14 protein-coding genes are annotated in these 13,868 nt (G+C 37.9%); 2 read left to right on the top strand and 12 right to left on the bottom strand.

The genetic code is table 11. The features are described 5' to 3' along the window. Positions 1–68: 68 nt before the first annotated feature. Both AC4QJR_RS13655 and AC4QJR_RS13650 read right to left on the bottom strand, forming a co-directional pair. Positions 69–590, bottom strand: coding sequence for a DinB family protein (locus tag AC4QJR_RS13655; RefSeq protein WP_496526553.1), 522 nt, complete (start codon positions 588–590; stop codon positions 69–71). A 217-nt stretch (positions 591–807) separates the two neighbouring features. Beyond that, complete coding sequence (locus AC4QJR_RS13650; protein ID WP_496526552.1) at positions 808–1,632, bottom strand: GNAT family N-acetyltransferase; 825 nt, start codon at positions 1,630–1,632, stop codon at positions 808–810. A gap of 213 nt (positions 1,633–1,845) precedes the next feature. On the opposite strand from AC4QJR_RS13650, the gene AC4QJR_RS13645 reads away from it, so the two are divergent. After that, a complete protein-coding gene (locus AC4QJR_RS13645) occupies positions 1,846–2,268 on the top strand; it encodes a ribosomal maturation YjgA family protein (RefSeq protein WP_496526551.1) in 423 nt (140 codons plus the stop codon). 20 nt (positions 2,269–2,288) lie between these two features. Here the strand turns inward: AC4QJR_RS13645 and AC4QJR_RS13640 are convergent, their stop codons facing one another. The 5 genes from AC4QJR_RS13640 to AC4QJR_RS13620 all read right to left on the bottom strand — a co-directional run bounded on the left by AC4QJR_RS13640 (position 2,289) and on the right by AC4QJR_RS13620 (position 7,140). Next, positions 2,289–2,756 (bottom strand): Gmad2 immunoglobulin-like domain-containing protein, encoded by a 468-nt coding sequence (locus tag AC4QJR_RS13640; protein WP_496526550.1) that lies wholly within the window; start codon positions 2,754–2,756, stop codon positions 2,289–2,291. 163 nt (positions 2,757–2,919) lie between these two features. Next, a complete protein-coding gene (locus AC4QJR_RS13635; protein WP_098574695.1) occupies positions 2,920–3,138 on the bottom strand; it encodes a DUF1540 domain-containing protein in 219 nt (72 codons plus the stop codon). 168 nt (positions 3,139–3,306) lie between these two features. Beyond that, positions 3,307–4,554 carry an L-lactate MFS transporter gene (locus AC4QJR_RS13630; protein ID WP_496526549.1) on the bottom strand — a complete coding sequence of 416 codons (1,248 nt, stop codon included), beginning with the start codon at positions 4,552–4,554 and terminating at the stop codon, positions 3,307–3,309. Between the two features lie 148 nt (positions 4,555–4,702). Next, positions 4,703–5,482 (bottom strand): LytR/AlgR family response regulator transcription factor, encoded by a 780-nt coding sequence (locus AC4QJR_RS13625; RefSeq protein WP_375375968.1) that lies wholly within the window; start codon positions 5,480–5,482, stop codon positions 4,703–4,705. Beyond that, a complete protein-coding gene (locus AC4QJR_RS13620; RefSeq protein ID WP_496526548.1) occupies positions 5,479–7,140 on the bottom strand; it encodes a LytS/YhcK type 5TM receptor domain-containing protein in 1,662 nt (553 codons plus the stop codon). The genes AC4QJR_RS13625 and AC4QJR_RS13620 overlap by 4 nt, the downstream gene beginning before the upstream one ends. A gap of 260 nt (positions 7,141–7,400) precedes the next feature. Here AC4QJR_RS13620 and AC4QJR_RS13615 point away from each other — a divergent pair, with 260 nt between their 5' ends. After that, entirely contained in the window at positions 7,401–8,648 is a 1,248-nt protein-coding gene (locus AC4QJR_RS13615) for a hypothetical protein (protein ID WP_496526547.1), read from the top strand. Positions 8,649–8,757: 109 nt separating this feature from the next. Here the strand turns inward: AC4QJR_RS13615 and AC4QJR_RS13610 are convergent, their stop codons facing one another. The 5 genes from AC4QJR_RS13610 to AC4QJR_RS13590 form a co-directional block, all read right to left on the bottom strand. Further along, positions 8,758–9,876 carry a mechanosensitive ion channel family protein gene (locus AC4QJR_RS13610; RefSeq protein ID WP_496526546.1) on the bottom strand — a complete coding sequence of 373 codons (1,119 nt, stop codon included), beginning with the start codon at positions 9,874–9,876 and terminating at the stop codon, positions 8,758–8,760. 157 nt (positions 9,877–10,033) lie between these two features. Continuing rightward, positions 10,034–10,759: a YwaF family protein gene (locus tag AC4QJR_RS13605; RefSeq protein ID WP_496526545.1), complete on the bottom strand. Its 726-nt coding sequence runs from the start codon at positions 10,757–10,759 to the stop codon at positions 10,034–10,036. A gap of 200 nt (positions 10,760–10,959) precedes the next feature. After that, entirely contained in the window at positions 10,960–11,766 is an 807-nt protein-coding gene (locus AC4QJR_RS13600) for a hypothetical protein (protein WP_496526544.1), read from the bottom strand. Continuing rightward, a complete protein-coding gene (locus tag AC4QJR_RS13595) occupies positions 11,738–11,989 on the bottom strand; it encodes a hypothetical protein (protein ID WP_496526543.1) in 252 nt (83 codons plus the stop codon). Before AC4QJR_RS13595 ends, AC4QJR_RS13600 begins: the two co-directional genes overlap by 29 nt. Positions 11,990–12,042: 53 nt before the next feature. Continuing rightward, entirely contained in the window at positions 12,043–13,737 is a 1,695-nt protein-coding gene (locus AC4QJR_RS13590; protein ID WP_496526542.1) for a sigma-54 interaction domain-containing protein, read from the bottom strand. Positions 13,738–13,868: the final 131 nt, after the last annotated feature.

The following is a 13,868-nucleotide window of genomic DNA, read 5'->3' as shown; positions in this document are numbered from 1 at the left end:
TACGTATAGAATTAGGCAAAAATGAATGAAACCCTTTAAAAATTCTATGTAAATTTATTGTAACAAATTTATAAATCTTTCCGTAATTTTCTTAGCATCTGAAAGATCTGACCTCGATGATGGGATTCATGTTCAATCAAATGATACACAACCCACTCAGGTGTGACATCATATGGTTCCAGTACTCTAGGTTTACGCCAATCTGGTAGGTCCATCGAACGAAAATGGGAAAGAAATACTTCACGAACTTTATTTAGGCGGTATAAATGTTCTTCTAAACTTTGTCCCTCCACGTGAGCTAAAGAGCCATCTGCGGACCTGTGTTCGAACGGAAACATCGAGAGTATTTCGGGATCCCATTCGGTAACAAGTACCTCTTCATATAACCAATCTGCCTCAATCAAGACAATGTGATACAGCAACGAGCCAATCGTTTGTCTTTCATCTATTTTGGTATCGAGGATTGTTTGGCTGATACCAGTTAATTCTGTTAAAAGAGTACGGCGAACATCCTCTAGACACCATAGCCACCGGCCAATTTCTTCATTAAATCCTGGTAATGGAGTTACCAGAAAAGTTTTTCTATTCAATGAAATCATCCTCATCCTAATTATAATTTATGAGCTTTTGAGCGAATTTGGTGCTTTCATGGGCGAATTTCGGACTCCAATGAGCGAATTCTAGGCCTCAATGAGCGAATTTAGTGCTTCAATGAGCGAATTTGAAAATCAACAATCTAATAAGTCCATAAAAAAAGATGCAATACAAAGCATCTTTCTTTAAAATTCCACTATGTTTTACTTGAATTTACGTTTCATATAGATAGTAATCTTGAGAATGGTAGCTTCTAAATCCACATGATTCATAGAGCCTAAGCGCATTGGCATTTTTAGCCTCTACCTCGAGAAAAATAGGTAATCCTTTTTGATGCTCCCTAATGACTACATTCGATAAGGCTTTTCTTCCAATCCCCTTTCCCTGGAGTTCAGGAAAAATGGCAAAACCATAGATCCAGGCTTCACCATTCGATTCGGAAACGCGTATTTTTCCGGCAGTTTTTCCTTCCGCTTCAATAATGAAACGTTCGTCACCGCTGGTTTCCCTAATCGTTTGATTAAACGCTCGTGCCGCCTCTTCGTTGATTCCGAACCCTAAAAAATCGAGTTGGATTTCGGCTTCCCAATCCTCTGGAGAAATTGACGGACGCAAGGTAACAGTCGGGTCCTCAGACAATTGCGTTTCCTGCCATTTCATTTGATACTCAGCAATTGAAAAAGCACATGGAACTCTTTTCAAAAACTGCTTGGCTGATTGAGATTTTGTTGGAGCATTTAACAAAATCGTAGGATATCGTTTTTCCGACTCTAGCAGGCCCCTTTCCATCAACTCAGAAAAAATTCCTCTTCTTCGGTAATCGGGGTGCACCATTCCACATATTTCTACTTTATCTCCAAAACCATAGATGCCAAGAAAGCCGACAAGCTTCCCGTCTTCATAATGAAATAAGTCTTTTTTTTGTTTTCCAATCCGATTTTCAAGCATATCAAAATTTAGCTTCAGGTTGAATCCACCCTCTTCTTCACACCCCCCCTGAAGCTCTTTAATTTCCAATAGATCTTCACGTGTAAGCATTCATTTCACCCCTGTTCATCTTCACCTATTTCTATTCTTGATTGTGGGTTGTCATTCCTTCTTTTAATATATTCTTACTTAAAAAAAGCCACCGAGATGGCAGCTTAATTCTTATGAATGGCTCTCATTTATTAAACTCTTTTTTTCATTGCTACAATCCAAAAATACAAGTATATTCAACCTAAAAGGTATGAGAAGAAAAGAGTGATTCGTATGACTAGTGACCACCATCAAAAATCTAATAAATCATCTTACATGAGGTTGGGTTATGTGTTCGCTGTTATTCTCACCATCATACTTGGCCTGGCCTCAAGAAAATTCTCTCAACTGCTTCCGATCCTTGTTGCGGAGAATGCCGGGGATTCACTGTGGGCGATGATGGTTTATTTCGGATTTCGTTTCTTGCTGGTGCGAAAGAGCCTCCTAACAGCCATCATCCTTAGTTTATTATTCAGTTATGGCATCGAATTCAGTCAACTCTATCAAGCAGAATGGATTAATCATCTGCGCGGTACATTGATTGGAGCGTTAATACTTGGTCAAGGTTTTCTTACAGTGGATTTGATTCGGTATGCAATTGGGATTATGGTGGCTGCTGTAATAGATAAAATGACCCTTAGTGCAAAAAAACGTTAATCTTAGAAATTCCCATAGCCTTAGTTTTCTAATGCTATCGGAATTTCTAACGTATTTATTTTTGAACCATCTTTTGCGGAATATACAAATAATTCTAATTTACCTGTAGTTGTAGATACTAACTCCTTGGCAAATGTGATTTCAAATTCACCCCAAGCTGGCGCGCCCTCTGTTTGGTAGTTTCCTTCTTTAACGACTTTTTCTCCATCATATAGAGCATATTGAAAGACCCCTTCAAAGACTTGGGCTTTCCCTGTTACAAGGATTGTATCAGCCTTTTCTGTAACGACGACATCTTTAAAGACTTCATTGTGATATACTTCTTCCTCCGGTTCCTCTGAAACAGGTCCATTGGGATTTGACGGATTTTCTCCATCTGGTACTGTTACGGGTGGTTTTTCACTTTCCACATCCTGTTGTGAAGTACAAGCAGCTAATCCCATTGAAACCAACAATACAGCGATCAAATAAGCCATCATTTTCATCATGTTATCCCGCCTATTTTTTCTTTTCATTTATTATATTTTATTATTTTTTGAATAATCCTGTGTGCTGGAAAAATAATTAAAAATAAACAAACCAATAAAAAATAGACGGAGCTGGTTCTTCCTTTTGGGAAGCCCAAGTCCGTCTTTTTTACAACAGAAGAAGTTAACTATTTTTGCTTTTTGGTTTGAAGGTTTTACAACAGGTTTCGGCTGAGGTACCTGCCGTATCCACATGATTCTTTTCACCTAATTCGGAAGAAAACTCTGTATCATAGCGGGCATGGTTATCAATTTCAACCATAATTTTATCCGCTGTACATACATTACCTTCACCATAAAACGAACAGTTGGCTATTGAACAAGATACTTCAACTTTAGGCATTGTCAAACCTCCTAGTTAATGAACTGTTGCTTTTTTATATTTTGTAAAAACAATTTTTTCATTCACTGGATTATTTTTTACTCTAATGAAATGGAGACATTTTTCCAAGATAACAAGAAAGGCAACGACCCCTTTGGGTTCGCTGCCTCCTTTTAATAACGTTCACTATTAACTTGCTCGTGTCTCTGGTGAAAGATTGTGAACCTTCCCATGATTGGTTTTTTTCTTCGTTTTTGGATTCCCAACATTCGGTGCCTTAATGGTCATGGCGATGAGTAAGGATACAACGCTCAGTACAGCTATAAGCTTAAATGTAGGAATAAAACCACCTAAGGCAGAAGCAATAAATGATCCAGAAATGGCTCCAATTCCGAAACCTTGATAAATGATGCCGTAATTTTTGCTTTGATTTTTCAAGCCAAAGAAATCAGCGACAATAGCCGGGAAGATCGTAATATTCCCGCCAAAACAGAAGGCAATCCCGGCAACACAGGCAAAGAACAAGGCATAATTAAGTTGGACAAAGCTTAATACGGTCACAGCTGCTGCAGTTACAAGAAGAGCAAATGAGACCACTCTTAATCGGCCGACTTTATCCGATAAGGCTCCGAGAATGATACGACCGCTTGTATTAAAGATAGCAACTAATGCCACAGCATTACTAGCCGCTTCCACATCAAGTCCAGCCATTCTCACGCCAATATCCTTCACGATTCCAATTAAGAATAATCCACTCATACACGCAGTGAAGAAAATGACAAATAATAGATAGGCTTGCTTGGTTTTAAGCATTTCTTTCACAGTGAAATCTTTTTGAACGCTGGCACTAAGGGTTTGCGCTGCTTGACCCATTTTTGCTTCTCGTACCAGGAATGAACCACCCACAACTAATATCATGACAATTAATCCCCAGTAAAAAAAGGCTTGAGACACACCAACGGATTGAATCAGTGAACCGTTTATAAATTTGAATAACAAACTTCCCGTACCGTACGCACCAACAGAAATTCCTGAAATAAGTCCTTTTCTCTCTGGAAACCACTTAATTAAATTTGATAATGACGTAATATAAGCTGTACCGTCTGCTGCCCCAACGACAACACCAACTAAAATATAAAGCATCCATAAAGATGATACTTGGGAACTAAGAATTAATCCTGCTCCTAGTACAAAGCCTGCAACACCAATTAAACGGCGAAGCCCCCATTTATCCTGCAGCTTTCCAGCAAACAACGTAGAGAATGCCAAGGCGAAGCTGGTAATAGAAAACGTAATAGCAACTGAATTTAACTTCCAATGAAAGAGTTCTACTAACGGCTGGTTAAAAAGACTCCAAGTATAAATGGTACCTAAACCCATCTGTACAATAATCGTTCCTAACACGATCAGCCATCGACGATCTGTTCTTGATTTCATTGCGATCTCCTCTTTTCTTCCATGTAAAAATGATAATGTTACAATTAATAATCTTTAATTGATTTTGTTTACATCATCATCATAGCATCGAAAAAGAGAAAGAAATCGGTTTCAGAATGAGATGCCTATTATTCGGAATGAATGGCGGTTATAGATGCATAATTTGTCGAAACGCTTTCACCTTACTTCTACTGACCGGAATTTCCTCAGAAAGATCTTTTAAACGAAGCATATAGGTTTGATTAAACCATGGAACGATTTCGCGGATTTTGGTCAAGTTAACCGTATAAGAACGATGACATCGAAAGAATAGGTTCTCTGGTAAAAGTGCGTCAAATTCCGTGATGCTCATCGGCATGATGTACTCCTCCTCTTTCGTATACACCAATGTCACTTTTTCACTAGCAATTGCGTAATAGATATCATTGGCGTCTGTTACGATAATTTTATCGTTCTTTTTCAAATTGATTCGATTAGACGCCTGTGAAGGGTTTTCCCTTTGCTTTCCCAGCGGATACGGATGAGATACGAGTGTTCCCTCCGGGAGCAATGTTTCAGCGTGATCTCGTTTAAAAGCAGATTCCAATCTGCTTAACATCGCGGCAATCCGCTTCTCATCATAGGGCTTTAAAATATAGTCAAAAGCTTCAAGTTCAAAAGCTTGGGCAGCATGCTCTTTATAAGCTGTAGTAAAGACAATATATGGCCTTTTTGAAAATTTACTGATAGTACTCGCTAACAACATCCCATTAAGGGAAGGAATATTAATATCTAGAAAAATGACATCTGTTTCATTCTCCTGCAAAAATTTTAATACATCTAAGCCATCATCAAAGGAATGGGTCACTTCAATTTCACTATAGGCTTCAACTAAATACTCCAGTTCTTCACGTGCAGGTATTTCATCCTCGACAATAATTGCTCTCATAGGTTCTCCTTTACTATATCAAAAAAGACTTCTGTTCCAGGTGACAGTCGGTGAATGACCAGTCCATGTCCATAAATGAGTTTCACTCGCTGGTGAACATTATACAAGCCAATTTTGTTGGCCGGTACATTATCATGGAGCAAATGATGAATGACATCCTCGCTAATTCCGGCCCCGGTATCTTTCACACTAATTCTTACTTTGTTTTCCAAATTCTTGACCGAAATAGTTACCTTTCCGGGTCCTTTTATCTTTAAGACTCCATGGATAATGGCATTTTCGACTAGAGGCTGAATAAGAAGACTTGGTATGTACACATTTACATCATCTACCTCATATTCCACTGTTAATCGGCTCCCAAAACGCGCCTTTTCTATTTCCACGTAATCTCGGACTTGTGCTAATTCTTTATGGATATCTATCAATTCATCACTAACTTCTAAATTGTAACGCATATAGCCAGATAGATTAATAATTAGCTCACGCGCCTTGTCCGGATTTTTGCGTGTGGTGGAGGCAATGGCATTGAGGGCATTAAACAAAAAATGCGGATTAATTTTTGTTTGCAATGCCTTTAATTCAGCCTTGTTCGCAGCTTCCCTAATTTGTTCAATCCGGGAAACCTCCATTAGTGTGGAGATGATTTGCGATAATCCGATCGCCATTGTCTGCAGTGAATAGGTCATTTTATAAGCTTTCCGGTAATAGATTTTAAGGGTGCCTGTCACCTCACCATGCTCCTCAAAAGGAACAATGAGCAGCGAGTGAATTTGCGGTGTATGGTGATCCTGAACTTGATTCCGAATGATAAATTTCCCACTGTGAATGGCCTCTTTGGTCAAATCACTAATGATTTCCTGCCCAATGACATATCGTTCTTCTCCAAAGCCCACATAGGTGAGCACGTTATGGGTATCGGTTATCGCTACCGCGTCGGCCTTGATATCATCTTTAATAATACGACAAATTTCTGTCAAGGAATCCGAATTAATCGACCGAAAGTAGGGAAGTGTCTTGTTCGCGATATCCAATGCTAACTTCGCCTGTCTCGCCGCAATCATTTCCTTTTCACCTTCAACGCTCATCACAAGCAAAACAATTAAACCAATGTTGACCTCTCCAATAATCATCGGGAAGGCGATTTTTGAAACAATGTCCAAACCTAGTTCGTACGGATTTGCCATCACTAGGATTAACACCATGGTCAAAATTTCCGATAACATTCCGGCTGCTATTCCATAAATCCAGCGCAAAGACCGTTTCACGCTTCGATTAATATACCCCGAAACAATCCCTGCAAAAATGCTCGTAATTAGGCACGGGATGGAAGTGATCCCACCAATATCAATGACATATCGATGGACTCCTGACACAATACCGGTAATAATTCCTACCCATGGTCCAAATAAAATTCCACCCGAAACCACCGCAATAATCCTGACATTCACCAGTGAACCTTCCACATTGATCCCGGAATACGTACCAAATATGGCAAATAAGCAAAACACAAGTGTAATGACAACACGCTCTGTGGGAGAATGCTGGTCTTTTTGAAGCGATTCCTTAAATCGTGGGATTCGTATCATAAAGAATAGGCAAATCAAGAGTAAAGCCGCCCGTTCAAATAAATCAATAAGCATTTCTAATGATGTGTTCATTTAACGTTCCCTTCTTCTGTATGTTTTCTAAAAACCTCATCCATAACTTCAATATTATACTACTAGCTGGTTTCGAAAAGGAAAAAATGGAATGTAATGAAATCACCCAGTTCTATCCATTCTTAACAGCTTGCCTATTTTTCTCTTGAGAAATATAAACAGGCTTTTTTATTAGGACAACGTCTTCCCGTGATACATATACATGCAGTATAAATTTAATTGTGGAATGTAAGGGGAGAATTTTTATGGATAGAGACATCATGAAAAATTTCATTGGCAAAGTAATCAAGATTGGTAGAGGAGGACCTGAATCCAAAATTGGGATGTTAATGGATACCGGCGACGATCATATCACCATTCTCACCGAAGATGATGGAATTGTTTACTACAATACGAATCATATTAAAAGTTTTACAGATAACATAAAAGAGAGTATGTCTTTCGACATAGATCTACCTGAAAATTTAACATTTATAAAAGGGGCTAATCTCCAAGAACTGCTTGGCTCAATGAAATACAAATGGATTAAAATTAATCGTGGCGGCCCTGAGACCATAGAGGGAGTACTCGCAAATGCAGATAATGATTCTATTTTTTTAATCAATGGTCAGGAACTCGTTCGTCTTTCCATGTACCATATTAAAAGTATTAGCTATGGTTTAAAAATTCAAAAGACCAATAGTGAAAACACTTATACACAACAATCACAACAAAGAGAAGGAAAATCAAGTAATAGCAGTCAAAATAAAAAAAATAACAGTCAAAAAAACAAAAATAAAAATAAAAATAAGAAAAACCGCAATAAGAGATCTTCGCAAAAAACAACGGATAATGATGCGGAAACGAATATAGCAAATCCATTATCCATAACGGGAATTTCGTTTGAAACAGATATTGAAGAGGCTGAAAGGAATCAATCATTGCCTAAATTCACAAATGAAACTTCGCAAGTAACGCCTGTTGGAGAGGATGACGGTAGTCTTTCCATTCCATTGGCCACAATGGAAACTTCAGAAGGAGAACCTATTGATGAGGATGACGATAGTCTTTCCATTCCATTATCCACAATGGAAACTTCGCAAGGAGAACCTATTGATGAGGATGACGATAGTCTTTCCATTCCATTATCCACAATGGAAACTTCGCAAGGAGAACCTATTGATGAGGATGACGGTAGTCTTTCCATTCCATTGGCCACAATAGAAACTTCTAAAGTAATATCTATTGTAGAGGATGAAAGTAATCTAGCCATTCCACTCTCGGCACTGGAAGCTTCGCAAGTAATACCTGTATTTGAGGATGAAAGTGATTTATCCATTCCACTATCCACATGGGAAACTTCGCAAGAAACACCTGTTGAAGAGGATGAAAGTGATCTAGAAACTCCTCTATACACAATGGAAACTACAAAAGTAACAACTGGTGAAGATATTCTAATTGATCTAGCAGCTCTAATTACCGTAATGAAAAAGTTTATAAGAAAATATTCAAACATTAACCAAAATTAAACCTTTATTCCTTATGTTTTGAAATTTTTGGAATTTATCACTATTACACATAACAAAAAAGAAAGACCATCATTTGGTCTTTCTTCTCTATGTTACTATCAATCGATTTTCAATCAAATGAACCCATTGTTTGGAATAATTCTTCATTTGATTTTGGAGTTACATAAATGGTTCGACTTGGAAACGCTATGTCTACTCCCTGTTCCTCTAATATCGCCATAATGGCTAAATTGATTTCATGTTTAATTTTAACGTGCTCTGCCCAGACAGTAGAATTCGTAAAGAAATAGATAAGAATATCGAGACTACTCTCATTATAATGATCAAATGCAACCATGATTGTATCAGGATGGATTTCTTCATGTGTGGTTAATAAATGTTCAATCCGTTTAACCACTCGTTGAATTTGTTCTTTAGTTGTTTGATAGTTAAGTCCTAAGTGAAAAGAAATTTTTCTCTTCCCCATTCGACTCCAGTTGGTAATGGCTTCATTGGCAAGTGTGGCATTGGGAACGGTAACTAGCGCCTGACTAAATGTACGAATTTTCGTGCTTCTGAAATTAATATCTTCGACAATCCCTTCGACACTAGGTGTTAAGATCCAATCTCCAATCGAAAAAGGTTTTTCAGTGACAATGACGATTCCGCCAATTAGATTTCCTACCGCTTCTTTAGCAGCTAAAGCAAAGGCTAGACCCCCTAGCCCTAGACCAGCCACCAATCCGTTGACGTCATAATCAAACTCTTGGCCAATAATACTAATGCTGATGGCAATAATGATGACGCGGATCGTCCTTGAAATGAACGGTAATAGAATTAAATCAATCTTATTGTTGATCTTTTGATTAACACTTATTAAAATCCCCTCAGTTGGAGATGACAAGTTAAACAAGCCCCAAGTAATTAATACTATAACCATAGAACGGAGGAATTTTAAAAATAACGTATTATGCTGTTCGATAAACGGGAAATAATCCATGGCTAAATACAAACCTACAATGATAAAGAACCATCCCAAAGGACGTTCAAATCCTAAACAAATTTTAGTAAAAACATCAGTTGGTGTTTTCCGAGATAATTTTAAAATCAACTGAAATACATACTTTGTAAATAGGTTTCTAAAAAGGATAAATAATACCAAAATACCAATAGAAATTCCTAAATTTTTTAACATGTCATAGTCTAATCCCGCCATTGAAAAAGCCATGACAAATGAACCAAAAGACATTCTAAAATACCTTCTCTCTTTTTACGATATATTTTTTGCAGAATTACATTTTCATATAATAACTGCTTCCACAAAATTTTTAAATACAACTATAGTCTTAGATTGAAAAAAAATAAAAAAGATGAAGAACGATGCCTCCATCTTTATTGCCTTTTGATTAATTTTGTTTTACCGAAGCGCTTTTTTTATTTTCAATCCTTTGTAAAATACCAATTGGAAGATACGTAATGAAAAATACAATCAGGGCGGCGATCTCTAGATTTATATAATACATAATTCCACTGCCGAAAAAAGTGAGGATCGTTTTGGCTTCTGTCGGACTCGCTAAGTAGAAAAAGTTGGTGCCAAGCAGCACATTTAAGAAAAAGATGGGGACAGCGATCAGGTTCACGGTTAAGAAACTAGATATCATCGCTTTCATCGGTACCCTAAAATCTTCATAAAGTATAAAGTAAAAGGCGGCTAACGGAATAACGGAATGATGGAGGAAGTATTCAATATAGCGAAAATGTGGGAAATTGTAGGTCATTTCAGGTGTAACCATTGCTAAAATGGGGGTTAATGTACCAAAAAAATACAACAAGTAAAACACTTTTTTGTTCCTTTTGAAGAATAAAAACATCGCCAAAAATGAACTAATTGAACACAGTTGTAATGGAAGATCACTCACAGCCCATTGATGGGTAAGTATTAACCATAATTGCAAAGAAATCTCACAGGTTGGCAAAAGTATAAACAAGGTCCATTTGATGCTCTGTTGGTATCGCTTCTGTTGATTTCTGAAATACACCAATGCACCACATACAGCGAAGAATAATACTAACGTAACAATGTGGACTGTTGAAAACATCTTGAATCCCTGCATTCCTGTAGCAGAAAACATGATGCCATCACACCTCTCCCTGTACATTGAAATGCCGCTATTCTAAATTGTATTCATTTACCGAAAAATCTGACACGATATTCTTTAGTTCGAACCGATTAGATCAAGTAACTCGATACAGAAAAAAGTTGGTACCTTTAGAACCAGGCACCAACCCTTTTTCTCTTATTTTTTCTTACAATTTCTGTAGTGATCCTGCCTCATACCTTTTCGCAAGCTCCTAATAATTTCTCAGTCTGTTCAAGTACTAAGAACAGCTCATCCCAAGAATTTTGTGTAGTCAAGTTCTGGGCATGTGCTAAGTTGTTTCGTAAACCTTCTAATTGTTTAAAGTATGTTTTCCCTTTGCTCTTTGATTCAATCCCTAAAAGTTCCCGTAACGGATTCTCATTCAGGACGATGTCTCGTTTATCACAAATTTGTAGGCAATCACATAATTGAATGGCTTCGTTCCGTGACTTTCTAAGTGAAAATAATTCTTCAGCTAATTGAATTCGATGGCCACTTAAATGTTTTTTCCAGGTATTATCAGGGAAAAAATCATTAATAATTCGATATAAGTGCATCTCCAACAAGGTAATCAGCCCAAATAATAACATTCGAATCGGAGGTTTTTGGAGATCTGCCAGCGTTACTACTTTTGTTACCTTATTCCCTTCCAGGATAAATACTCGCTCTTTCTCTTTTAAAAAAAATAAAGTATCGATTAATGGTGTGGATTCCGAGACAAGCTCGGTCGGACTAAAACTCCGGTAATACTCTTCACAGATTCCTACATTTAATTCATTTCTAATAACATAACCGATAACCACTCCATGATCTTCCACACCCATCACATCATAGTCTTTCATATCCATCATGTTTTTTATCATTTGGGCATCATCCGTAAGATGACAAGTATCCATGGTTTCAGAAATACTGTTCACTGTTATGTTTTGCTCATACAACGACCGAAGATTTTTATAAGAACTTACTTTATCACGTTGCTTTGTTGGCATAAATGTCAAATAAATCTCCTCCCATAAGCTCTTCTTGATGACCTTTCACTTTGGATTTGGCTGTGTTAAACTTGTCTGTTGATTTCCGTTCCAGGCACTTCGCTTTCCGCGGGCGTGCCGGGGAGCCTCCTCGTCGCTTTGCTCCTGTGGGGTCTCCCCTGCCCCGTACTCCCGCAGGAGTCTTCGTGCCTTCTACTCCAATCAACAGAGTGCAAAATTCAACATTAACCATTAACACAGCCTTGGATTTTAGAAAAAATACACCATTGTTGGTGTATTTTCCATTTAATTTAATCCATATTCTTTTATTTTGTTATACAATGTCCCTCGTGAAATACCTAAAAGGTTAGCCGCCGCGCTTTTATTTCCATAGGTTTTTCTTAATGCTTCCTCAATCTCGATCACTTCAGGATTTATTCGAACATCTTCCAGATGAACAATTTCTTCTTTTGGACTGGTAGTTTGTTTCACGGTTAACTTACTCTTCATATTATCGGGCAAATGTTCATCGGTAATGACAGATTTGTCAGTAAGGAGAACCAAACGTTCGATTGTGTTCCTAAGCTCACGGATATTACCTGGCCAGTCATAGTGCACCAACTGGTTCATGGTTTCAGAAGACATCTCCGGCACTGGCTTTTTATACTTAGAGCTAAATTCCAGAATATAGTTCTGGATATGGGCAACGATATCCTTTTTTCTAGTTCTTAAGGGCGGGATATCAATGGTAATAACGGATAAATGAAAATAAAGCTGCTCATTGAAATGTCCTTCTTTCACGAGTATTTCAATCGATTCTGAAGTTGATGTGATAATTCGGGTTGGTGAGGTAATTTTCTCTACCCCTCCGACCCGGTAAAAACGATGATCGACCATATAATTTAGTAGTTTTCCTTGAATCTGAAGCGGCATCTTGTCAATATTTTCTATAAATAATGTACCGCCTAGAGCTTGCTCGATCCGGCCGATTTGTAAGGTTTGCTGTTCCGCTGTAAAGGTTTCCTTTTGAAAACCGAAAAGTTCCATTTCCAACAAGGCAGGAGGAATGACAGAACAGTTTAGGGTAATAAATGGCCCTTCGGCTTTTGTGCCTCCATAATGAATCGCTTGTGCTAACATTTCCTTTCCAGATCCAGGTTCCCCTGTTAAGTGAATCGGAATATCCGCATGGGCAACCTTTTGCGCAATCTTCAACGCTTCCTGAAATTTAGGACTCTCACTTACCATGGTTGAAAAGGGACTGTTTTTTTGAACAAGCACGGATGAATTGGAATCCAATTCTTCGTTTAGTCGGATAATATTCGTGATATTCTGTTCGGTCGCGACTCCGCCAATAATCTTATTTTCGATGATGATGGGTGAAGCGTTAATGAGCACATGTGTATCCTTATCAGGTCGATGATATTGCCCTCTTACCGGCCGTCCCTCATTTAAAATTCGGTGCAGGACAATCGATTCATCACGAAAGTGCTCCCCTATTTTTTTCCCAAGGATGTACTCTTTTTTAATCTTATAGGTTTCCTCCGCTGTTGTATTCCAATAGACCACGCGTCCCACCTGATCGACCGCTGTAACTGATTCATTAATCGTTTCTGCTAAGGTCTGAAAATAAGCAGAAATCTGGCGGTTTTCATCTTCTAGCATTTCCATCCGCTTTTCAGCTGAAAGAACCCCTAGAATCCCCTTTTCATCTTTAACAAGAACCGGTCTCCGCCAATCAACCGTCCCATCGTCACCATGGACATCCGAAATAACAGATGACGGCAGCCAGTGAAGCTGTTCAAGCCAATTATTTATGGGTATAGAGTCGTCACCTAAATTCATCAGGCTTTTTTCATAATTAGCAATGATCAAGTATGTTCCACCTGACACAATAACAAAATGGTACTCGTTCAGTTTCTTTTTAATTTCTAGTAATGGTATATGTTGATTAACAATTGTAAAGGAATCATCCAGTATCAATTGAACACTTTTGAACATACTAAAATCCTTTCATGCTTTATTATCACATTAACATTATCATAAATTGAACGCCTATTCTAGCAAACCAGACCTTTTAAGTGCCATAGATTAGGACTCTCCCGATAGGAATGAACATGAATGAAAAAAGC

This window comes from Neobacillus sp. BP17 (genome assembly GCF_059579525.1).
The sequence above is the reverse complement of the archived record's forward strand: the minus strand, read 5'-3'. Positions and strand labels throughout refer to the sequence as shown.